This window comes from Mixta theicola (genome assembly GCF_002895925.1).
Lineage (GTDB): Bacteria > Pseudomonadota > Gammaproteobacteria > Enterobacterales > Enterobacteriaceae > Mixta > Mixta theicola.
The window spans coordinates 1-22,580 of sequence record NZ_NWUO01000014.1; the positions used below are offsets into that span (position 1 = coordinate 1).

General features: G+C 53.6%; 19 protein-coding genes and 2 tRNA genes. 15 read left to right on the forward strand and 6 right to left on the reverse strand.

Annotated elements, in window-relative coordinates:
* Positions 1–49 precede the first annotated feature (49 nt).
* Positions 50–126 (forward strand) — tRNA-Asp (locus tag COO59_RS16525).
* Between the two features lie 9 nt (positions 127–135).
* Positions 136–211 (forward strand) — tRNA-Trp (locus COO59_RS16530).
* A gap of 138 nt (positions 212–349) precedes the next feature.
* On the opposite strand, the gene hdfR is transcribed toward COO59_RS16530, so the two are convergent.
* Entirely contained in the window at positions 350–1,177 is an 828-nt protein-coding gene (gene hdfR / locus COO59_RS16535) for an HTH-type transcriptional regulator HdfR (protein ID WP_103060849.1), read from the reverse strand.
* A gap of 122 nt (positions 1,178–1,299) precedes the next feature.
* Between hdfR and COO59_RS16540 the strand changes: the two genes are divergently transcribed.
* Entirely contained in the window at positions 1,300–1,638 is a 339-nt protein-coding gene (locus COO59_RS16540; protein ID WP_103060850.1) for a MaoP family protein, read from the forward strand.
* Positions 1,639–1,701: 63 nt separating this feature from the next.
* Here the strand turns inward: COO59_RS16540 and COO59_RS16545 are convergent, their stop codons facing one another.
* Positions 1,702–3,222, reverse strand: coding sequence for a YifB family Mg chelatase-like AAA ATPase (locus tag COO59_RS16545; RefSeq protein WP_103060851.1), 1,521 nt, complete (start codon positions 3,220–3,222; stop codon positions 1,702–1,704).
* A gap of 339 nt (positions 3,223–3,561) precedes the next feature.
* Between COO59_RS16545 and ilvL the strand changes: the two genes are divergently transcribed.
* From ilvL to ilvA, 6 genes are all read left to right on the forward strand, one after another.
* Positions 3,562–3,660: an ilv operon leader peptide gene (ilvL, locus tag COO59_RS16550; protein WP_071883719.1), complete on the forward strand. Its 99-nt coding sequence runs from the start codon at positions 3,562–3,564 to the stop codon at positions 3,658–3,660.
* A gap of 149 nt (positions 3,661–3,809) precedes the next feature.
* Positions 3,810–5,456 (forward strand): acetolactate synthase 2 catalytic subunit, encoded by a 1,647-nt coding sequence (ilvG, locus tag COO59_RS16555; RefSeq protein ID WP_103060852.1) that lies wholly within the window; start codon positions 3,810–3,812, stop codon positions 5,454–5,456.
* The gene (ilvM, locus tag COO59_RS16560; RefSeq protein ID WP_103060853.1) at positions 5,453–5,710 is read left to right on the forward strand and encodes an acetolactate synthase 2 small subunit; all 258 of its coding nucleotides are present in this window, start codon (positions 5,453–5,455) and stop codon (positions 5,708–5,710) included. The genes ilvG and ilvM overlap by 4 nt, the downstream gene beginning before the upstream one ends.
* 18 nt (positions 5,711–5,728) lie before the next feature.
* Positions 5,729–6,658: a branched-chain-amino-acid transaminase gene (gene ilvE, locus COO59_RS16565; protein ID WP_103060854.1), complete on the forward strand. Its 930-nt coding sequence runs from the start codon at positions 5,729–5,731 to the stop codon at positions 6,656–6,658.
* 63 nt (positions 6,659–6,721) lie between these two features.
* Positions 6,722–8,572: a dihydroxy-acid dehydratase gene (ilvD, locus tag COO59_RS16570; protein ID WP_103060855.1), complete on the forward strand. Its 1,851-nt coding sequence runs from the start codon at positions 6,722–6,724 to the stop codon at positions 8,570–8,572.
* 2 nt (positions 8,573–8,574) lie between these two features.
* Positions 8,575–10,119, forward strand: coding sequence for a threonine ammonia-lyase, biosynthetic (ilvA, locus tag COO59_RS16575; protein ID WP_103060856.1), 1,545 nt, complete (start codon positions 8,575–8,577; stop codon positions 10,117–10,119).
* Here ilvA and ilvY read toward each other — a convergent pair whose 3' ends face one another.
* Entirely contained in the window at positions 10,120–11,001 is an 882-nt protein-coding gene (gene ilvY / locus COO59_RS16580) for an HTH-type transcriptional activator IlvY (protein WP_103060857.1), read from the reverse strand.
* A gap of 165 nt (positions 11,002–11,166) precedes the next feature.
* On the opposite strand from ilvY, the gene ilvC reads away from it, so the two are divergent.
* On the forward strand, positions 11,167–12,642 hold the full coding sequence (ilvC, locus tag COO59_RS16585; RefSeq protein ID WP_103060858.1) for a ketol-acid reductoisomerase: 1,476 nt from the start codon (positions 11,167–11,169) through the stop codon (positions 12,640–12,642).
* Positions 12,643–12,840: 198 nt separating this feature from the next.
* Here ilvC and ppiC read toward each other — a convergent pair whose 3' ends face one another.
* Positions 12,841–13,122: a peptidylprolyl isomerase PpiC gene (gene ppiC / locus COO59_RS16590; RefSeq protein ID WP_038628993.1), complete on the reverse strand. Its 282-nt coding sequence runs from the start codon at positions 13,120–13,122 to the stop codon at positions 12,841–12,843.
* An 83-nt stretch (positions 13,123–13,205) separates the two neighbouring features.
* Between ppiC and rep the strand changes: the two genes are divergently transcribed.
* Positions 13,206–15,230, forward strand: coding sequence for a DNA helicase Rep (gene rep / locus COO59_RS16595; protein WP_103060859.1), 2,025 nt, complete (start codon positions 13,206–13,208; stop codon positions 15,228–15,230).
* A 39-nt stretch (positions 15,231–15,269) separates the two neighbouring features.
* On the opposite strand, the gene gppA is transcribed toward rep, so the two are convergent.
* Together gppA and rhlB are read right to left on the reverse strand one after the other, a co-directional pair.
* Complete coding sequence (gppA, locus tag COO59_RS16600; protein WP_103060860.1) at positions 15,270–16,754, reverse strand: guanosine-5'-triphosphate,3'-diphosphate diphosphatase; 1,485 nt, start codon at positions 16,752–16,754, stop codon at positions 15,270–15,272.
* Between the two features lie 7 nt (positions 16,755–16,761).
* Positions 16,762–18,054, reverse strand: a complete 1,293-nt coding sequence (gene rhlB, locus COO59_RS16605) for an ATP-dependent RNA helicase RhlB (protein ID WP_103060861.1) — start codon at positions 18,052–18,054, stop codon at positions 16,762–16,764.
* Positions 18,055–18,171: 117 nt separating this feature from the next.
* Between rhlB and trxA the strand changes: the two genes are divergently transcribed.
* From trxA to wzzE, 4 genes are all read left to right on the forward strand, one after another.
* Entirely contained in the window at positions 18,172–18,504 is a 333-nt protein-coding gene (gene trxA / locus COO59_RS16610) for a thioredoxin TrxA (RefSeq protein WP_038628985.1), read from the forward strand.
* Between the two features lie 339 nt (positions 18,505–18,843).
* On the forward strand, positions 18,844–20,103 hold the full coding sequence (gene rho / locus COO59_RS16615; protein WP_038628983.1) for a transcription termination factor Rho: 1,260 nt from the start codon (positions 18,844–18,846) through the stop codon (positions 20,101–20,103).
* 290 nt (positions 20,104–20,393) lie between these two features.
* Positions 20,394–21,476, forward strand: a complete 1,083-nt coding sequence (gene wecA, locus COO59_RS16620; RefSeq protein WP_103060862.1) for a UDP-N-acetylglucosamine--undecaprenyl-phosphate N-acetylglucosaminephosphotransferase — start codon at positions 20,394–20,396, stop codon at positions 21,474–21,476.
* A gap of 28 nt (positions 21,477–21,504) precedes the next feature.
* Positions 21,505–22,536 (forward strand): ECA polysaccharide chain length modulation protein, encoded by a 1,032-nt coding sequence (gene wzzE, locus COO59_RS16625; protein ID WP_103060863.1) that lies wholly within the window; start codon positions 21,505–21,507, stop codon positions 22,534–22,536.
* Positions 22,537–22,580: the final 44 nt, after the last annotated feature.

Here is a 22,580-nt window from a genome sequence, read left to right on the forward strand (position 1 = left end):
AGGTAACGCCGGTTATCAGCGAGACCCCGCTGGTAATGCAGTATTCGGTGGTGCGGTAGTTCAGTCGGTTAGAATACCGGCCTGTCACGCCGGGGGTCGCGGGTTCGAGTCCCGTCCGCACCGCCACCCTTATTTAGGGGCGTAGTTCAATTGGTAGAGCACCGGTCTCCAAAACCGGGTGTTGGGGGTTCGAGTCCCTCCGCCCCTGCCAGATAAAAAGTCCTTTGCTAACGCAAAGGATTTTTTTTGCCTTTTATTAGACAGTCACCGTTCACATTGTGGCAGGATGAACGGAAAATCCCCTCACCCTTCTTCTGTTATAAATCCCAATATCTGTTTTTGAAAAAAACTATGGCTGTACCAATACCGGAAATTTCAGTAACTGACGGATATAAGTCTGCTGATCGCTGTTTTGTAACCAAACGGCATATAATGGCCTGACTGCGACAGGTGTATCAGGAATAACCGTCAGATCGGGATAGAGCTGTATCCAGTTATCCGGCAGAAAAGCACAGGCACCGGTAGTATGTAATAGCTGCCTTGTTAAATGTGCAGACGTCGTTGTAAGCACGGGAACATCATCCGCACCGGCCAGATAACTTTCATGCTGATGGAAATCCGCTCCCCATTCCAGTTTGATGTAGTCATATTTTTCCCGCTTTTCACTTTTTCGCGAGCGAAAAAGCGTAAGTGAAATATGACCGATCTGCTGGCTGGTCAACTCATCCATTTTCGGTGCTTCGGTGGTAATTAGCAGATCAAGCTGACGCTCATGCAGCTGTTTCACCAACAAATGACGCTGTGCGACGCGTGCCTCCAGGTGTAGACTTTCACGGTTTTCATACAGCGTTTGCAGCCATGGCGTTAGATAAGCCTCCCAAAGGGATGCGCTGGCCCCAATCGATAGCTCATGATGCTGCTGAGTATGCGCTACCTCCTTTTTTGCCATCATCCACGTGCTCATCAGACTTTCAGCATAGGGAAGCAGGCGCTCGCCGGCGGAAGTGAGCCGGATATTATTTCGATGGCGGGTAAAAAGATTTACGCCCAGCTGGTTTTCCAGCTGTCTGATGCGAAAACTGACTGCAGATTGCGTAAGGTAGAGGGCTTCTGCCGCGCGCCCAAAATGACGCGTTCTGCTCACTTCAAGGAAGGTCTTTAATAATTCCGTATCCACAGCCCACTCCAAAAGATTTGTTTGTCGTAATGATTTAAATGTTTTGTTTTACACTCTGTCAAGCCTAAATAATACTCCGCGCCATAAATCGCACGGCCATAGAAGAGTTAGGAGCGTGTAAAATGGCGGATAGCTTCGCAACAAATAATCGTTTTTTTGATAACAAACACTACCCGCGTGGGTTTTCGCGTCATGGTGACTTTACTATTAAAGAAGCTCAGCTTCTCGAAAGGCACGGCTACGCGTTTAATGAGCTTGATCTGTCCAGACGAGAACCTGTGACAGAAGAAGAGCGTCAGTTTATAGAAGTATGTCGTGGTTTGCGTGAACCACAAACTGAAGCTGAGCGCGTATGGAGTAAGTATATGACGCGTATCAAGCGTCCCAAGCGCTTTCATACTCTTTCAGGTGGGAAACCACAGATGGAAGGCGTTGAAGACTATAGCGATTCAGATGATTAAGCAAAATCTTCTTTAAAAGAGTTTACTGGCATCTGAAGTTAAAATGGGGCTACGGCCCCATTTCTATTCCAGGCTCTTATGCAAATGCGCCATCATGCGATCCATACCGCGGTAGCTTAAAGCTTCCAGCAGATGCGAACGGCTCAGTACTTCTTCCTCTGCTAAATCGGCTATAGTACGGGAAACTTTTAACAAGCGTTGCCATGCCCTGACGGAAAGTCCCAGCTTAACCAATACCGATTCAAGCCATTCTGCATCGGCTTTTTGCAACCCACACCATTGCTGTACTTCTGCATTACCCATTAAAGCATTTACCTTGCCCTGACGCGCCAGCTGGCGTTTACGCGCTTCCAGCACCCGTAATCGAACCTCACTACTGCTTTCCGTGGTTTTTTGCGGCTGGCTTAGCATTCCGGCTGGTAGCAGCGGTATCTCCAGAGAAAGGTCGAAGCGATCGAGAAAGGGCCCTGATAAGCGGCTGAGATAGCGCAGCGTTTGCTGTGGCGTGCTGCGATTATGATTACCCTGATAATGTCCGGTTGGGCTGGGATTCATCGCGGCAACCAGTTGAAAACGTGCAGGCCAGGTCACTTTAGCCCGGGCGCGAGAAATCGTAATCTCTCCGGATTCTAACGGCTCACGCAAAGCGTCCAGTGTTTTTCGATTGAACTCTGGTAACTCATCCAGAAATAATACCCCATTGTGCGCCAACGTAATTTCGCCCGGCTGCGGAATGCTTCCTCCGCCAATCAGCGCATAAAGCGTTGAGCTATGATGAGGGAGCCGAAACGGTCGCTTTCGCCATTGCTTATGCACATCACCGCTTTTTACGATGCTGGCAATGATGGCGCACTCCAGCGCTTCACGCTCGGTGAGAGGAGGCAACAGCCCTGTCAGGCGCATCGCCAGCATAGTTTTTCCTGTTCCCGGCGGGCCAATAAGCAGCAGGTTGTGTCCTCCGGCCGCAGCGATCTCCAGCGCTCGCTTTCCCTGCTGTTGGCCGATTATATCGCTCAGATCTTCGCTTTTCTCTTCGTTAACGCTATCCTCTGCTTGCCCGGCGCAAAGCGTATGCTGCTGTAAAAGAAAAGCACAGATCTCTGCCAGGCTGCCAGCAACCAGTGATTCTCCCTGTTGGACTAAACCCACATCTGCGGCATTTTCAGCGGGTAAAATTAACCTTCTGCCTGCTTCTTTTGCAGCCATAGCCGCAGGGATTGCACCCTGTACGCCTCTGAGCGCGCCGCTAAGCGCCAGCTCACCCAGGAATTCAAACTGAGACAGTTTCACTTCAGGAAGCTGTTCTGAAGCGGCAAGGATGGCAATAGCGATAGGAAGATCGAAACGGCCGCCTTCCTTAGGTAAATCAGCAGGAGCCAGGTTAACCGTGACACGCTTTGCCGGGAAAGCGAAGCCGCTATTAATAATGGCGCTACGTACTCTGTCACGTGCTTCTTTCACCGTTTTTTCGGGTAATCCAACCAGAGAGAGGCCGGGCAAACCGCTACTTATATGAACTTCCACCGTCACCAGCGGCGCTTCCACGCCCAGGGCCGCACGTGTAATAACGTGGGATAAAGACATACTCGCTCCTTGTATCATATCGGCAGGAGTATGCGGAGGGTTCGACAATAACGCGATGCTCTATGAATAAAGTTGCGCGTCTTCTCGAAAAATATCGGCGCGATAATCACAAAAATTGAAAAACCAGCCGGAGCGAGAAAAAGCTACGGCCTGGATAATTCATTACGAAAGGTACGTAATGAATAACTTTCAATAAGTATTACCTTATGAAATTAAAGCTATTTTTTAAAGTGAGCTAAAGCAGCTATAAAATTTAGTGATAAAAAAGGTTGTCGTTCTATGCCTGTCTGTGATACCTCTTTAGGCATTACTTCGAATAAGTGAAATTCTGAACAGCATATGAAAGCCCTTCTACGAGTGATTAGCCTAGTCGTGATTAGCGTGGTGGTGATTATTATCACACCGTGCGGGGCTGCGCTCGGAGGAAGAAAGGCTTAAAAATCAAGCCTGAATCTAAAAGAACCCCCGCACCGAAAGGTCCGGGGGTTTTTTTATAGTCAGGCATCGGGATAGTCAATGAAAGAGGAACAAACAATGTACAGTAGCATAAAATACTGTTGTTCCCCGGATGAGGCAGGGGAATCACGATGACAGGTGCTCAGTGGGTGGTTCAAGCGTTGCGTGCGCAAGGGGTTAAAACCGTATTCGGTTATCCAGGTGGCGCGATTATGCCGGTTTACGATGCGCTGTATGACGGAGGCGTTGAACACCTACTGTGCCGTCATGAACAGGGCGCCGCGATGGCTGCTATCGGATATGCCCGTGCAACCGGTAGCGTGGGCGTCTGTATCGCCACTTCCGGGCCAGGTGCCACTAATCTCATCACCGGCCTTGCCGATGCCATGATGGACTCTGTTCCCGTTGTCGCCATCACCGGCCAGGTTGCAGCCCCGCTGATTGGCACCGATGCCTTCCAGGAAATTGACGTGCTGGGTTTATCGCTGGCCTGTACTAAACACAGCTTTCTGGTGGAGTCGTTAGAGACGCTGCCTGAAGTCATGGCCGAAGCCTTTGCGATAGCGCAATCTGGCCGCCCAGGCCCGGTACTGGTTGATATTCCAAAAAATATTCAGGTAGCCAGCGGTGAATTGACGCCGCATTTGCTGCCCGTAGCCGAGACGGTTGCGCATCCATATCAACAGTTACAGCAGGCGCGTACGTTGATTGCGCAGGCGAAAAAACCCGTTTTGTATATAGGCGGCGGCGTAGGCATCGCGCAGGCCGTACCGACGCTGCGTAAGTTTGTTCAACAGACCGGTATCCCAACCGTAGCGACATTAAAAGGTCTGGGCGCGCCGGATGCCGACGATCCGTGTTACCTCGGTATGTTAGGGATGCATGGCACAAAAGCGGCGAACCTGGCCGTACAGCAGTGCGACTTGCTGATTGCCATCGGCGCCCGTTTTGACGATCGGGTTACCGGCAAGCTTGATACTTTTGCACCGCATGCCAGCGTTATCCATATGGATATCGATCCGGCCGAGCTGAATAAGCTGCGCCGGGCGCACGTTGGCTTACAAGGTGATTTTAATGTGCTGCTGCCTGAGCTGGCGCAATCATGCCAGATCGATGAATGGCGCGCCGAAGTCATCGCGCTGAAGAACGAGCATCGCTGGCGTTACGATCATCCGGGAGAGGCGATCTACGCGCCTCTTTTTTTGCGCCAGCTGTCAGATCGCAAAGCTAAAACCGCCATCGTGACGACGGATGTCGGCCAGCATCAAATGTGGGCGGCGCAGCATATATCATTCAGCGCGCCGGAGAACTTTATCACTTCAAGCGGTTTGGGAACGATGGGATTTGGTCTGCCAGCGGCGGTTGGCGCGCAGGTCGCCCGGCCTGAAGACTGTGTAATTTGCGTATCTGGCGATGGTTCTTTCATGATGAACGTGCAGGAGCTGGGCACCATCAAACGTAAAAAGCTGCCGATAAAAATCGTGCTGATGGATAACCAGCGCTTAGGCATGGTGCGCCAGTGGCAGCAGCTGTTTTTCTCTGAACGCTATAGTGAAACCAACCTGTCCGATAACCCCGATTTTCTGATGCTGGCCAGCGCTTTTGATATTCCTGGCCAGCGTATCACTCGTAAAGATCAGGTCGACGCCGCATTAGATGCGCTGCTGAACAGTGAAGGCCCTTATCTGTTGCATGTGGCTATTGATGAGCTTGAAAACGTCTGGCCTCTGGTGCCGCCTGGCGCCAGCAACGCAAATATGATGGAGAAAACCGTATGAACCAGCACCAGTTGTCTATCGAAGCGCGTTTCCGGCCTGAAGTTCTGGAGCGTATTTTGCGCGTCATTCGTCATCGCGGCTTTCAGGTCTGCGCTATGAATATGGCCAGCGTTGTTAACGCAGAGAATATTAATATCGAAATGACCGTTGCCAGCCAGCGCTCAGTCGATTTACTGTCAACACAGCTGAGCAAACTGATGGATGTCGCTTGCGTCCAGATTCAACAACAGACAACACAACAAATCCGCGCATAGTCGCGAAAGGAAATAAGAATGAGTACGAAGAAAGCAGACTTTATTTGGTTCAACGGCGAGATGGTGAAATGGGAAGAGGCGAAAGTCAGCGTCATGTCTCATGCCCTGCATTACGGCACGTCTGTTTTTGAAGGCGTCCGTTGCTACGACTCGCATAAAGGACCTGTAGTCTTCCGCCATCGTGAACATATGCAGCGCCTGCACGACTCTGCCAAAATTTATCGTTTCCCGCTGAAGCATAGCGTGGAAGAGTTGATGGAAGCCTGCCGTGAAGTTCTGCGCGTGAATAAACTGCAGAGCGCTTATATTCGTCCTTTGGCTTTTGTCGGCGATGTTGGTCTGGGCGTAAATCCCCCGGATGGCTACAGCACCGATGTCATTATTGCCGCCTTCCCGTGGGGTGCTTACCTCGGTGCGGAAGCGCTGGAGCAGGGCATTGATGCGATGGTTTCTTCATGGAATCGCGTAGCGCCAAACACCATTCCTACCGCCGCTAAAGCGGGCGGCAACTATCTTTCTTCACTGCTGGTAGGCAGCGAAGCCCGTCGTCATGGCTATCAGGAAGGTATCGCGCTGGATACCAACGGCTATATCTCCGAAGGCGCCGGCGAAAACCTGTTTGAAGTTAAAGACGGCATTCTGTTTACTCCGCCGTTTACCTCTTCTGCGCTGCCGGGCATTACCCGCGATGCGATTATTAAACTGGCGAAAGATGCTGGCATTGAAGTGCGTGAGCAGGTGCTGTCGCGTGAGTCTCTCTACCTGGCCGATGAAGTCTTTATGTCCGGTACCGCAGCTGAGATTACGCCAGTGCGTAGCGTTGACGGCATTCAGGTGGGCGAAGGTAAGCGCGGTCCGGTGACGAAGCGTATCCAGCAGGCATTCTTTGGCCTGTTCACCGGTGAAACTGAAGATAAATGGGGCTGGCTGGATCCGGTAAACCCATAACACCATGATTTTGCGGGCGCTATTAACGGCCCGCTTATTTATCCAGACTGGAGTAAACAGAGCATGCCTAAGTACCGTTCCGCCACTACCACCCACGGCCGTAATATGGCCGGTGCCCGTGCCCTGTGGCGTGCCACAGGAATGACCGACGCCGATTTTGGCAAACCGATTATCGCCGTTGTTAACTCCTTCACTCAGTTCGTGCCGGGCCACGTTCACCTGCGCGACCTTGGTAAACTGGTCGCCGAGCAGATCGAAGCTGCGGGCGGCGTGGCGAAAGAATTTAATACCATTGCGGTAGATGACGGTATTGCCATGGGTCATGGCGGTATGCTCTATTCCCTGCCGTCGCGCGAGCTGATTGCCGACTCGGTAGAATACATGGTGAATGCTCACTGCGCAGATGCGATGGTGTGCATTTCCAACTGCGATAAAATCACTCCGGGTATGATGATGGCGGCGCTGCGTCTGAACATACCGGTTATTTTTGTCTCTGGCGGGCCGATGGAAGCGGGCAAAACCAAACTGTCCGATAAAATCATCAAGCTGGACCTGGTCGACGCGATGATTCAGGGCGCGAACCCTAACGTCAGCGATGCCGAGAGCGATCAGATCGAACGCTCCGCCTGTCCTACCTGCGGCTCCTGTTCCGGGATGTTTACCGCTAATTCTATGAACTGCCTGACCGAAGCGCTGGGGCTGTCTCAGCCGGGTAATGGCTCGCTGCTGGCTACGCATGCCGATCGTAAAGAATTATTCGTTAACGCCGGTAAACGCATCGTTAGCCTGGCGAAACGCTACTACGAACAGGATGATGAAACCGCGCTGCCGCGTAATATCGCCAATAAAGCCGCTTTTGAAAACGCGATGACGCTGGATATTGCGATGGGCGGCTCTACCAATACCGTTCTGCATCTGCTGGCGGCGGCGCAGGAGGGCGAGGTCGATTTCAATATTTCCGATATCGATCGTCTGTCGCGCAAGGTGCCGCACTTATGCAAAGTGGCGCCCAGCACACCGAAATATCATATGGAAGATGTTCACCGTGCAGGCGGCGTTATCGGCATCCTGGGCGAGCTGGATCGTGCCGGGCTGCTGGATACCAACGTGTATAACGTGCTGGGCACGACGCTGCGCGATGCGCTGGATAATTACGACATCATGCTGACGCAGGATGAGGCGGTGAAGAAGATGTTCCGCGCCGGACCGGCGGGTATCCGCACCACCCAGGCATTTTCTCAGGATTGCCGTTGGGACACGCTGGATGATGACCGCCAGGAAGGCTGTATCCGTTCACGCGAATATGCTTACAGTCAGGACGGCGGACTGGCGGTGCTGTACGGCAATATGGCGGAAGATGGCTGTATCGTTAAAACCGCAGGCGTAGACAAAGAGAGCCTGGCGTTCCGTGGCCCGGCGAAAGTCTATGAAAGCCAGGAAGAGGCGGTCGAGGCGATTCTTGGCGGCAAAGTCGTGGCCGGAGACGTGGTGGTTATTCGCTACGAAGGGCCGAAAGGCGGGCCGGGTATGCAGGAAATGCTCTATCCGACCACCTACCTGAAATCGATGGGGCTGGGTAAAAGCTGCGCCCTGATCACCGACGGACGCTTTTCCGGCGGCACGTCTGGCCTCTCTATCGGTCACGTCTCGCCGGAAGCGGGAAGCGGCGGCACCATCGCGCTGGTGCGGGATGGCGATATGATTGAAATCGATATTCCGAACCGTGGCATCAAGCTTAACGTACCGGACAATGAGCTGCATGCGCGTCGTGAACAGGAAGAAGCGCGCGGGGAAGCCGCCTGGACGCCGCATTCGCGTCAGCGTCAGGTCTCCTTTGCGCTGCGCGCCTATGCCTCGCTGGCAACCAGTGCGGATAAAGGCGCGGTGCGTGATAAATCGAAGCTGGGAGGCTAAGGATGGCGGAGTCTCAACCCTTGCCAGACGCGCCCTGCGGCGCCGAATATCTGCGCGCTGTACTGCGTTCGCCCGTTTACGAAGTAGCGCAGGTTACGCCGCTGCAAAAGATGGAAAAGCTGTCTGTCCGTCTGGGCAATACGGTGTTGGTTAAGCGCGAGGATCGTCAGCCGGTACACAGCTTTAAACTGCGCGGCGCCTACGCGATGATTGCCGGGCTGGATGAGGAACAAAAGGCGCGGGGCGTGGTCACCGCTTCAGCGGGAAATCACGCTCAGGGCGTAGCGCTTTCCGCCAGCAGGCTGGGGATTAAATCGTTGATTGTGATGCCCGTCACCACGGCGGATATTAAAGTCGAGGCGGTACGTGCGTTTGGCGGTGAGGCTTACCTGTTCGGTGCAAACTTTGATGAGGCGAAAGCGAAGGCGATCGAGCTGTCTGAGCTGCAAGGCTATACCTTTGTGCCGCCATTCGATCATCCTGCGGTCATTGCCGGTCAGGGAACGCTGGCGATGGAGCTGTTGCAGCAGGATGCGCATCTCGATCGCATTTTTGTTCCGGTGGGCGGCGGTGGGCTGGCGGCGGGCGTTGCGGTGTTGATTAAGCAGCTGATGCCGCAGATTAAAGTGATAGCGGTGGAAGCCGCAGAGTCAGCCTGTTTGCAGGCCGCGCTGAAGGCGGGCGAGCCGGTCGATTTACCGCGCGTCGGGCTGTTTGCCGAAGGCGTGGCGGTAAGGCGCATCGGCAGCGAGACCTTCCGTCTGTGTCAGGCGTATCTGGATGATATTGTTACCGTTGACAGCGATGCTATCTGCGCGGCGATGAAAGATCTGTTTGAGGACGTGCGCGCCGTAGCTGAACCCTCCGGCGCCTTAGCGCTGGCCGGCATGAAAAAGTATATCCAGCAGCATAACCTACAGGGTGAGCGGCTGGCGCATATTCTTTCCGGCGCTAACGTCAACTTCCACGGGCTACGCTACGTCTCAGAGCGTTGTGAGCTTGGCGAGCAGCGCGAAGCGCTGCTCGCCGTCACGATCCCGGAACAGCAGGGCAGTTTCCTGAAATTCTGTCAAACGCTGGGTGGACGAGCGGTGACGGAATTTAACTATCGCTACGCCGATCTCAATAACGCCTGCATTTTTGTTGGCGTTCGTCTGGCGCGCGGTCGGGAAGAACGACAGGAAATCATTGATGAGTTAACGACGGGCGGCTATCAGGTGGTTGATCTGTCCGATGATGAAATGGCCAAGCTGCATGTTCGTTACATGGTTGGCGGCCGCCCATCCAAGCCGCTGCGCGAACGCCTGTTCAGCTTTGAATTCCCGGAGGCGCCCGGTGCGCTGTTGAAATTCCTGCAAACGCTGGGCACGTACTGGAATATTTCACTGTTTCACTATCGTAGCCACGGCACCGACTATGGTCGGGTGCTGGCGGCGTTCGAACTGGGTGAGAATGAGCCGCGTTTTGAGGAGCATCTCACCGCGCTGGGCTACGATTTTCATGATGAAAGCCAGAATCCAGCGTTTCGTTTTTTCCTGGCAGGCTAGTTATAACAGCTGCCAGAACGCTTTAATCAGCGGCTCGCCGAGCCGCTTTTTCTGAACGCAGACGCCCAGTTCAAGGGGCATAACAGAGTCGCTATCTTCCAGTACCAGCACCCGGTTTCGTACCGGTTCCGGGCTATTTTCCAGCACCACGTCAGGCAGCAGGGCAATACCACAGCCCAGCGCCACCATCGAAACAATCGCTTCATGACCGGAAACGGTCGCGTAAATAAGCGGATTGGCAATGCGCAGACGGCGAAACCACAGATCGATACGCCGCCGTGCCGGGCCCTGCTCCGGCAGGATAAAGGGGATCCGGGTCCAGTCCGGTTCGGGCTGTGTCGCCTGATTGCGTACCGGACAAGGCAGGGCTGGCGCAATCAATACCAGGGGAATATGGCCCAGCGGCGTGAAACCAATACTGGCAGGCAGCGTTTCAGGGCGGCCGGCAATCGCCAGATCGGCTTCCCCGGTTTGGACTTTCTCCACGGCGTCGGCGGCGTCGCCGGTGGAAAGTTTAATTTCTACCTGTGGATGTTCAGCGCGAAAGCGGTCAAGTATCGGGGGCAGATGACTATAGGCAGCGGTAACGGAGCAGAACAGTCGCAGTTCGCCGCTCAGCGAAGGGCCATGCTGGTCTATGGCATGACGCATCTGCTGGTATTGCAACAGGGTTTGCTGCGCGAACTGACGCAATTGCTCGCCTGCGTCGGTCAGCGTAACGGTACGGTTATCGCGGAGAAACAGATTCTGGCCCAAATCTTCTTCCAGCCGCTGTATTTGGCGGGAGAGCGTAGAGGGCGAAACATGCATGGCGCGGGCGGTACGGCCAAAATGACGGCTTTCCGCCAGATGTAAAAAAAGCTTCAGGTCTCGTAAATCCATGCGATTCAGGCCTCATTTCTACGTTGCAGTTATTGCAATGCGACGTTGTTAATATATCAATTTAAGCAACGGATTTCCTGTCATATGATGGGGCTATAGAAGGCGAGGCTGTAACAGGCTTCGCGCAATAAATAACGGTAAACACAACCTCAAAACGGAGTGCCCATGGCTAACTATTTCAACACTTTGAACCTGCGTCAGCAGCTGGCGCAATTAGGTAAATGTCGCTTTATGATGCGTGATGAGTTTGCTGATGAAGCAAGTTACCTGAAAGGGAAAAAAGTCGTCATTGTTGGCTGTGGCGCTCAGGGCCTTAATCAGGGCCTTAATATGCGTGATTCCGGTCTTGATGTCTCTTACGCGCTGCGTGCCGAAGCGATTGCTGAAAAGCGCGCCTCCTGGCGCAAGGCCACCGAGAACGGTTTTAAAGTCGGTACTTATGAAGAGCTGATCCCGCAGGCCGATCTGGTGGTTAACCTGACGCCGGACAAACAGCACTCGGCGGTGGTAAAGGCGGTGCAGCCGATGATGAAAGATGGCGCGGCGCTGGGATATTCCCACGGTTTTAACATCGTTGAGGTGGGTGAAGAGATCCGTAAAGATATTACCGTGGTGATGGTTGCGCCGAAATGTCCGGGTACTGAAGTCCGTGAAGAGTATAAGCGTGGCTTTGGCGTGCCGACGCTGATTGCGGTACATCCGGAAAACGATCCCAAAGGTGAAGGTATGGCGATTGCCAAAGCCTGGGCCGCGGCGACCGGCGGCCATCGCGCGGGCGTGCTGGAATCTTCCTTCGTTGCCGAAGTGAAGTCTGACCTGATGGGCGAACAGACCATTCTCTGCGGCATGCTGCAGGCGGGTTCTCTGCTGTGCTACGACAAGCTGGTGGCCGACGGTACCGATCCGGCTTACGCAGGCAAGCTGCTGCAGTACGGCTGGGAGACTATCACCGAATCGCTGAAACACGGCGGTATTACGCTGATGATGGATCGCCTCTCCAACACGGCTAAGCTGCGCGCTTTTGCGCTGTCTGAACAGCTGAAAACCATTATGGCGCCGTTGTTTCAGAAGCATATGGACGACATCATTTCCGGTGAATTCTCTTCCGGCATGATGGCTGACTGGGCGAATGACGATAAAAAACTGCTGACCTGGCGTGAAGAAACCGGCCAGACCGCGTTTGAAAACTCGCCGCAGTACGAAGGCAAGATTTCCGAGCAGGAATACTACGATCGCGGCGTAATCATGGTAGCGATGGTAAAAGCGGGCGTTGAGTTGGCGTTCGAAACTATGGTCGATTCCGGCATTATTGAGGAGTCCGCCTACTACGAATCGCTGCACGAGCTGCCGCTGATCGCCAATACCATTGCGCGTAAACGCCTGTATGAAATGAACGTGGTAATCTCTGATACCGCGGAATATGGCAACTATCTGTTTGCTAACGCCGCAGTGCCGTTACTGAAAGAGTTTATGACGACGCTGCAGACAGGCGACTTAGGGAAAGAGGTTGCATCAGCCGCGGTAGATAACGCACAGCTGCGTGACGTTAACGAAGCGGTTTGTAACCACCCGATTGAAGCGGTGGGCCGTAAGCTGCGTGGTTATATGACCGATATGAAACGTATTTCCGTTGCAGGCTGATTCCCCGTCGTCTTTCGGCTTGCCGATGTATTGGCTGCGCTCGTACATCCCAGTCACATAGTTATCTGTGCTCCTGGGGTTGTACTCACTGGCCGCCTTTCTGCAAGTCGAAACCCCTGGAGGAATCTCCTACAACGTAGACTGGATAAGCGAAGCGCCAGCAGGCAAAAACCGGTGTTGAATACACCGGTTTTTTTACTAGTTGCGGTACAGCACCTTGATGATGTGATAGCCAAACTGGGTATGCAGAGGTCCGTAAGGCGTCAGCAGAGGACAGGAAAAAACGACTTTATCGAAAGCCGGCACCATTGCCCCTTTTTTAAACTCGCCCAGATGCCCGCCTTTACGTCCGCTCGGACAGGTTGAATGTTTTTTCGCCAGCTTTTCAAAGTCTGCGCCCTTTTCCAGCTGCGCTAACAGCTCCTGAGCCAGTTTCTCTTCTTTTACAAGGATATGCATTGCTGCTGCAGTTTTTGCCATGATCGTGCCTTGAGTCGTATGGATGCTGCTGGATATACTACCACGCTGTTAGTTAACCCTTCTTCTTTTCACTGAGTACTGCTATGCGTCTGAATCCCAGCCAACAACAAGCCGTCGAATATGTCACCGGCCCGTGCCTGGTGCTGGCGGGCGCGGGTTCCGGCAAGACGCGCGTCATTACCAATAAAATTGCCCATCTGATCCGTGAGAGCGGCTATCAGGCCCGCCATATTGCGGCGGTCACCTTTACCAATAAAGCCTCACGCGAAATGAAAGAGCGTGTGGCGCAAACATTGGGCCGCAAAGAAGCGCGCGGACTGATGATTTCCACCTTCCATACGCTGGGGCTGGAAATTATCAAACGCGAATATGCCGCGCTGGGGATGAAATCTAACTTTTCCCTGTTTGACGATCAGGATCAGCTGGCGCTGCTAAAAGATTTAACCGAACAGTGGCTGGAAAATGATAAAAATCTGCTGCAGCAGCTGGTTTCTACCCTTTCTAACTGGAAAAACGATCTGGTCGATCCCGCGCATGCTCAGGAGCGGGCGCAGTCGGAGCGGGATCGTATTTTCGCCCACTGTTATGCGCTGTACGATCGTCATCTTAAATCCTGTAATGTGCTGGACTTTGATGACTTAATCCTGCTGCCAACGCTACTGTTGCAGCGCAATCAAGAGGTTCGGGAACGCTGGCAACAGCGCATTCGCTATCTGCTGGTGGATGAATATCAGGACACCAACACCAGCCAGTATGAGCTGGTAAAACTGCTGGTCGGCGCTCGGGCGCGCTTCACCGTAGTAGGCGATGACGATCAGTCGATCTATTCCTGGCGCGGCGCGCGGCCGCAAAACCTGGTGCTGTTAAAAGAGGATTTTCCGGCGCTGCAGGTCATTAAGCTGGAGCAAAACTACCGTTCGACTGAGCGTATTCTGAAGGCGGCAAATATTCTGATCGCCAATAATCCGCACGTATTTGAAAAACGTCTGTTTTCCCGGCTGGGCTATGGCGCCGAGCTAAAAGTGCTGAGCGCTAATCATGAGGATCACGAGGCGGAGCGCGTTACCGGCGAGCTTATTGCGCACCATTTTATTAATAAAACGCAGTATAAAGATTACGCCATCCTTTATCGCGGCAACCACCAGTCGCGCGTATTTGAAAAGATGCTGATGCAAAACCGCATTCCCTATCGTATTTCGGGCGGGACATCCTTCTTTTCGCGTCCAGAAATAAAAGATCTGCTGGCCTATCTGCGCGTATTAACTAATCCGGACGATGACAGCGCTTTTTTACGCATTATTAATACGCCGCGTCGTGAAATCGGCCCGGCAACGCTGCAAAAGCTGGGCGAATGGGCCAATCAGCGTAATAAGAGTCTGTTCAGCGCCAGCTTCGATTTAGGGCTGGGCCAAACGCTTACAGGCCGCAGCCTGGAAAATCTTCAGCGTTTTACCGGCTGGCTGCAGGAAGTTGCCCGGCTGGCGGAGCGGGAGCCGATTAATGCGGTACGTGATTTAATTCGCGGCATCGACTATGAAAGCTGGCTGTTTGAAACGTCCGCCAGCCCGAAAGCCGCTGAAATGCGCATGAAAAACGTCAATACGCTATTCCAGTGGATGACGGAAATGCTGGAAGGCAGCGAGCTGGACGAGCCAATGACGCTGACGCAGGTGGTTACCCGCTTTACGCTGCGCGATATGATGGAGCGCGGCGAAAACGATGAAGAATTGGATCAGGTTCAGCTGATGACGCTGCACGCGTCGAAGGGCCTGGAGTTCCCCTATGTTTATCTGGTTGGCATGGAAGAGGGGCTGCTGCCGCATCAAAGCAGCATCGACGAAGATAACATAGAGGAAGAACGGCGGCTGGCCTACGTTGGCATTACCCGCGCGCAGCAAGAACTCACGTTCACGCTGTGTCGTGAACGTCGGCAATATGGTGAACTGGTACGTCCGCAGCCGAGCCGTTTTTTACTGGAGCTGCCGCAGGATGACCTGATGTGGGAAACCGAGCGTAAGGTAGTCAGTGCGGAAGAGCGCATGAAAACCGGGCAGAGTCGAGTTGCCGGTTTGCGCGCAATGCTGGATAAAGCAAAAAAAGGGGCCTGATAAAGCTGGGCTGCGTCTGAGATTGCGCAGCCCAACGGGTTAAATTACCGTAAGCGGCCAGTGGACATAAGATTGCCAGCGGCTCTCCTGTTCCAGCATTTCCGCGCGTAGCGGGTGAGCCTGTAACCAGCCCGGCGGCAACAGCACCTGTAACGCCTCATCATCACTATGCAGGCGCACTGTCGGCAACGTATCGTCACGCCGACGGCTGGCGAAAATTACCGCCAGACGCAGCAGCCGACACATGCGTTCCGCCTCGCGGGGCGGAACGGCATTTTGCTGATTCAGCAGCGCCAGATCGATGCCGTTACTTTGATTCTGCAGCAGCGTAGCCAACAGCTTTTTCTGAGCGGGCGTGAACCCTGGCAGATCAAGATAGCGCACCAGATAAGCGGCGTGCTGAGTGGCAAGACGGAAGTCAACGCTCAGGCCAATTTCATGGATCAGGCAGGCGCTTTCCAGCAGTTCGCGACAATAAGTATCCAGCGTCCAGTGAGGGCTAACCTGTCGCACAAAGCTCACCGCCAGCTGACGTACGCGCTCCGCCTGCTCAACGTCAATAATAAAACGACGCTGAATATTGTGGATAGTCCGGCTGCGAATATCGCGATCGACCGGATAGTGCAGCATACCGTACAGCAACCCTTCACGCAGGGCGCCGCCCGCCAGCGTCATACTTTCAATATTTAATTCTTCAAAGATGGCAATCAGGATAGAGAGTCCGCTGGGGAAAACCAACGCCCGCTCCAGCGTCAGGCCTTCGATCTCCAGCTCTTCAAGCTTGCCGCACTTAATCGCCCGCTGCTTAAGCTGCTGCAGCTTATCCAGCGTAATGCGCTCGTCCATGCCCTGCGCCACCATGATTTCCTGCAGCGCTTGCACGGTACCGGAAGCGCCCACGCAAATTTGCCAGCCCTGCGCGCGTAATCGTTCGGCGACAGGCTGAATAATGGCGCGGGCGGCCTGTTCCGCCTGCTCAAAATTCGCTTTACCCAAATGTCGGTCAGCGAAATAATGCTCCAGCCAGGTGACGCAGCCCATCGACAGGCTGAACAGCGCGGTAGTTTGCGCGCCAGTGCCGGTAACCAGTTCGGTGCTGCCGCCGCCGATATCTACCACCAGGCGTTCATCAGAACCACCGGTAGTATGCGCCACGCCCTGATAAATCAGCCGCGCTTCCTCTTCTCCGCTAATAACGTTGACTAAACAGCCAAGAATCGCTTCCGCCTGGGTGAGGAAATGTTTCGCGTTTGCTGCCAGACGCAGCGTGGCCGTTGCTACCACGCGAATCTGATCGGCCGGAATATCCTGCAGCTGCTCGGAAAACAGCCTCAGGCACTGCAAGCCTCGCTCCATCGCTTCTTCAGAAAGCTCTCCGGCGCCGTTGAGGCCGGCGGCGAGGCGCACTTTACGCTTGATGCGGGCGACGGTCTGGATATTTCCCGCCACCTCGCGCACCACTAACATATGAAAGCTGTTAGAGCCTAAATCAATCGCAGCATAAAGTGACGACGCGCTGAACATGGTGTGATTAACCTGAACGTTTACGGTTATTGTTACGCGGCGCACCACTGCGGCGGTTGTTGCCCGCGGCACGGCGCGGACCGCTACCCGGACGGTTACGCGTCAGGCGTTTCGGCGGCGGAAGATCGGTCATCAACGCGTCGCTGTTATATTTACTTACCGGAATGCCGTGACCGATATATTCTTCAATTGCGGGCAGGTTCAGCGCGTACTCTTCACAGGCGAGGCTGATAGAGTGACCGCTGGCGCCGGCGCGCCCGGTACGGCCGATACGATGAACGTAATCTTCACAGTCGTCAGGCAGATCGTAGTTAAAGACGTGCGTCACCGCCGGAATATGCAGGCCGCGCGCTGCGACATCAGTCGCTACCAGAATGTCTACGTCGCCACGGGTAAAATCTTCCAGAATACGCAGGCGTTTTTTCTGCGCCACGTCACCGGTCAGCAATCCTACACGATGTCCATCGGCCGCCAGGTGGCCCCAGATATCTTCGCAACGATGCTTGGTATTGGCGAAAATAATGGCGCGATCCGGCCACTCTTCTTCAATAAGCGTTTGCAGCAGGCGCATCTTCTCTTCATTCGAAGGGTAGAACAGCTCCTCCTGAATGCGGTGGCCCGTTTTCTGGTCCGGCTCGATTTCAATATGCTCGACGTTATTCATATGCTCAAACGCCAGCTCGCGTACGCGATAAGAGAGCGTGGCGGAGAACAGCATGCTCAGGCGCTGATTGGCCGCAGGCATACGGCGGAACAGCCAGCGAATATCTTTAATGAAGCCCAGATCGAACATACGATCGGCCTCATCCAGCACCACCACCTGAATAGCGCCAAGGTTAATATGGTTCTGTTTAGCGTAATCGATCAGACGGCCCGTGGTGCCAACCAGAATATCGACGCCTTTTTCCAGCACTTTTAGCTGTTTGTCGTAGCCGTCGCCGCCGTAGGCCAGGCCGAGCTTCAGGCCGGTCGACTGCGCCAGCGGTTCAGCATCGGCATGAATCTGTACGGCCAGTTCGCGAGTCGGCGCCATGATCAGCGCGCGCGGCTGATTAATCTGATGGCCTTCGGCAACAGGGTGAGAAAGCAAATAATGGAACGTTGACGTTAAAAACGCCATCGTTTTGCCGGTTCCGGTTTGCGCCTGGCCCGCGACATCGCGCCCTTCCAGTGTAAGGGGCAATGCTAACGCCTGGATCGGCGTACAATTATGGAAGCCTTTCTTTTCAAGGGCTTCGATAACCTGTGGGTGCAGGGCGAAGTCGGAAAACTTCTGTTCGGTTAAGTGTGTTTTGCTCATAGTGTGGTAGAATATCAGCTTACTATTGCTTTACGAAAGCGTATCCGGTGAAATAAAGTCAACCTACGTTGGCAGATTTTACGCCAACCAGCCAGGCATAATCTTGTGGAGTAAGACATGAGCAGCGATAAAATCGTTCATCTAACCGACAAAAGCTTTGAAACCGACGTGCTGAAAGCCGAAGGTTTAACGCTGGTGGACTTCTGGGCAGAATGGTGTGGTCCATGCAAAATGATCGCCCCGATCCTCGACGAAGTAGCCGAAGAGTATGACGGTAAGCTGACCATTGCCAAACTGAATATCGATGAGAACCCGGAAACGGCGCCGAAATACGGTATTCGCGGCATCCCGACGCTGCTGCTGTTTAAAAATGGCGAAGTTGCAGCGACCAAAGTTGGCGCGCTGTCTAAAGGCCAGCTCAAAGAGTTCCTGAACGCGAACCTGAGCTGATTCATTGCCGGCGCTGGCGGTCAGAGTAATTTTTGCCAGACCGCTAGACGCCCGGCATGAAGCGTGCTAAGTTAAATCTACTGCATTACGAACTTACCTGTAGTTTGTTTCCCTTGTTGAACGCTGGCGTTATCTTCACAGTGCCTCAACAATCTGACAGTTAGCATCAATTTCCGGTATCTGTTTTCAACCGTCTCCTCGTTTTCAGATCGGCATTCACGCATAAGATCATCGGGCAGACACGGAAACGGAGCCATTAACGGGCATGGACCTTCTTTATTGCCATACCATTCACGACAACCTTTTCGAGATATACCCCGAGTTTAAGAACCCACCATTATGAATCTTACCGAACTAAAAAATACGCCGGTTTCAGAGCTGATTACTCTTGGCGAGAACATGGGGCTGGAAAACCTGGCGCGCATGCGCAAACAGGACATCATTTTTGCTATCCTCAAACAACACGCAAAAAGCGGTGAGGATATTTTCGGTGATGGCGTTCTGGAGATACTGCAGGATGGATTTGGTTTCCTCCGTTCCGCAGACAGCTCCTACCTCGCCGGTCCCGATGACATCTATGTTTCCCCCAGCCAAATCCGCCGCTTTAACCTTCGCACTGGTGACACCATTTCAGGCAAAATTCGTCCGCCGAAAGAGGGCGAGCGTTACTTTGCGCTGCTGAAGGTTAACGAGGTCAACTACGACAAACCGGAAAATGCGCGCAGTAAGATTCTGTTTGAAAACCTGACGCCGCTGCATGCGAACTCACGTTTACGCATGGAACGCGGTAACGGCTCAACGGAAGACCTGACCGCCCGCGTGCTGGATCTGGCTTCACCGATTGGCCGTGGCCAGCGTGGTCTGATTGTCGCTCCGCCGAAGGCGGGTAAAACGATGCTGCTGCAGAATATCGCGCAGAGCATCGCCTACAACCATCCTGACTGCGTGCTGATGGTGCTGCTGATTGACGAACGCCCGGAAGAAGTGACCGAGATGCAGCGTCTGGTAAAAGGTGAAGTTGTTGCTTCTACCTTTGATGAGCCAGCGTCTCGTCACGTTCAGGTTGCAGAGATGGTGATCGAAAAGGCCAAACGCCTGGTTGAGCATAAAAAAGACGTTATTATCCTGCTCGACTCTATCACTCGTCTGGCGCGTGCTTACAACACCGTGGTACCGGCCTCCGGTAAAGTACTGACCGGTGGTGTGGATGCGAATGCCCTGCATCGTCCGAAACGCTTCTTTGGTGCGGCGCGTAACGTGGAAGAGGGCGGCAGCCTGACCATTATCGCTACCGCGCTGGTAGATACCGGTTCGAAGATGGATGAAGTGATTTACGAAGAGTTTAAAGGCACCGGTAACATGGAGCTGCATCTCGCCCGTAAAATCGCTGAAAAACGCGTCTTCCCGGCTATCGACTATAACCGTTCGGGTACGCGTAAAGAAGAACTGCTCACTTCCCAGGAAGAGCTGCAGAAAATGTGGATCCTGCGCAAAATCATTCATCCGATGGGTGAAATCGACGCAATGGAATTCCTCATTAATAAGTTGGCGATGACCAAAACCAACGATGAATTCTTCGACATGATGAAACGTTCGTAATTTCTGAGCCGTTGGGCCAACGCTTTAGTTAAAGGCCCTTTACCACGCTAAGAAAACTCGGATAACGCCACGCTCAGACGTGGCGTTTTTTATTTTTGGGCTATAGGATAAAGCGACTGTCGGACGTCACCGGTCGCTAAGTGTAATAAAAGCAGGCACTTTTGCTTAAATAAGCAGCGGTCGTGCGGGCAAATCGCATTATCAAGACGTCAGTCAGGGTGGCAGGCATAATTATTGCTTATATTTACCCGGTGTCTTAGCTGAGAGCTGTTAATGTGAATTTACTCACCATGAGTACCGAGCTTGGTCTAATTTTTCTGTTTTCACTGGCATTCATTTTTTTTGCGCGGAAAGCAGCTAAAAAAGTCGGACTGGTTGACCGACCGAATTACCGTAAGCGACATCAGGGGCTGATACCGCTGGTCGGCGGCATCTCCGTCTATGCGGGCATCTGCTTCACTTTCGTCATCACCAATTATTATCTGCCGCACGCGGTGCTTTATCTGGTCTGTGCCGGCGTGCTGGTATTGGTTGGGGCGCTGGATGACCGTTTTGACATTAGCGTCAAAATTCGTGCGGTCGTACAGGCGGCGATCGCAATCGTGATGATGGTGGTAGGTAAACTCTACCTGCTCAGCCTTGGCTATATTATCGGGCCAATGGAGCTGGTTGTCGGGCCATTTGGCTATGTGCTGACGCTGTTTGCCGTTTGGGCGGCGATCAACGCCTTTAATATGGTGGACGGCATTGACGGTCTGCTGGGCGGTTTGTCCTGCGTTACCTTTGGCGCGATGGGCATCATCCTCTTTTTTGACGGACAACACAGTCTGGCGATGTGGTGTTTTGCCATGATTGCCGCCACGCTTCCCTATATCCTGCTTAACCTTGGCGTTTTCGGTAAACGCTACAAAGTGTTTATGGGCGATGCGGGCAGTACGCTTATCGGTTTCACCATTATCTGGATCCTGCTGGAAACCACCCAGGGCGTTACTCATCCTATTACACCGGTCACGGCGCTGTGGCTTATTGCCATTCCGCTGATGGATATGGTGGCGATTATGTATCGCCGTCTGCGTAAAGGTATGAGCCCTTTCTCTGCTGACCGTCAGCATATTCATCATTTGATCATGCGCGCCGGTTTTACTTCACGGCAGGCGTTTGTGCTGATCACTTTTGCCGCTGTGCTGCTGGCTGGCGTGGGCGTATTGGGTGAATACCTGGCTTTTATTCCTGAGTGGGCGATGCTGCTGTTGTTTTTGCTTGCTTTCATCCTCTATGGCTACTGCATTAAGCGCGCCTGGCGCGTTGCCCGCATGATCAAACGCCTCAAGCGCCGCCTGCGTCGCGCCAATAAAAATAAGCACCCGGGCTAAGCGCCCTTTGGACAAGGATACCCTGCATATGACTTCTGACTTCGTGGATAACGAATTAGATATTCGTGGCCTGTTTTGCGCGCTGTGGCGCGGTAAACGCTGGATTATCGGACTGGCGCTGCTGGGCATGCTGCTGGCCTGGATCTGGTCTTTGTTGGTTAAACAGGAATGGAGCACCACGGCGATCACCGATCGTCCCACGGTAAATATGGCTGGCGGCTACTACTCGCAGCAGCAATTTTTACGCAACCTGGATAACCATAATGGCGTCACAGAGCTGGCTGTGCCGCAGCCTTCGGCGGTGGACGATGCCTACCAGGAGTTTATTATGCAGCTTGCTTCGTGGGATACGCGACGCGAATTCTGGTTGCAAACCGATTACTATAAGCACCGCAAAAGCGGCAATGTCCATAAAGACGCCGCGCTGCTGGACGAAATGGTCAGCAATATTCAGTTCAGTCCGGCGGACAGCGCGAAAAACCTGAGCGACAGCGTCAGGCTGGTGGCGGAAACCGCAGCGGATGCCAACAATCTGCTGCGTCAGTATGTCGCCTTCGCCAGCGAACGTGCGGCGCGCCACTTAAATCAGGAGCTGAAGGCGGCTTGGGCGGCGCGCACCGTGCAGCTGAAAGCGCAGGTTAAACGGCAGGAGAAGGTAGCGAATGCCGTTTACCAGCGACAGTTACACAGCGTGGAGCAGGCGCTCAAAATTGCGCAGCAGGAAGGAATCGACCAGGCGAAAACCAGTACGCCGTCGGAGCAGCTGCCCGATTCAGAACTCTTTTTGCTTGGCAGGCCAATGCTGCAGGCCCGGCTGGAAAACCTGCAGACGAATGGGCCAACCTACGATCTGGACTATGATCAAAATCGGGCGATGCTCGATACGTTGAATGTCGGGCCCACGCTTGATCAAAATTTTCAGACCTACCGCTATTTGCGCACGCCGGAAGAGCCGGTGAAGCGTGACAGTCCACGCCGGACATTCGTCATGATAATGTGGGGCGCAATTGGCGCGTTGGTTGGTGCAGGCGTTGCCCTAATTCGCCGTCCTCGTGCCTGATACGCGCGTTGCAGGTGTCGCTGTGACTGACACGGTTAACGAAC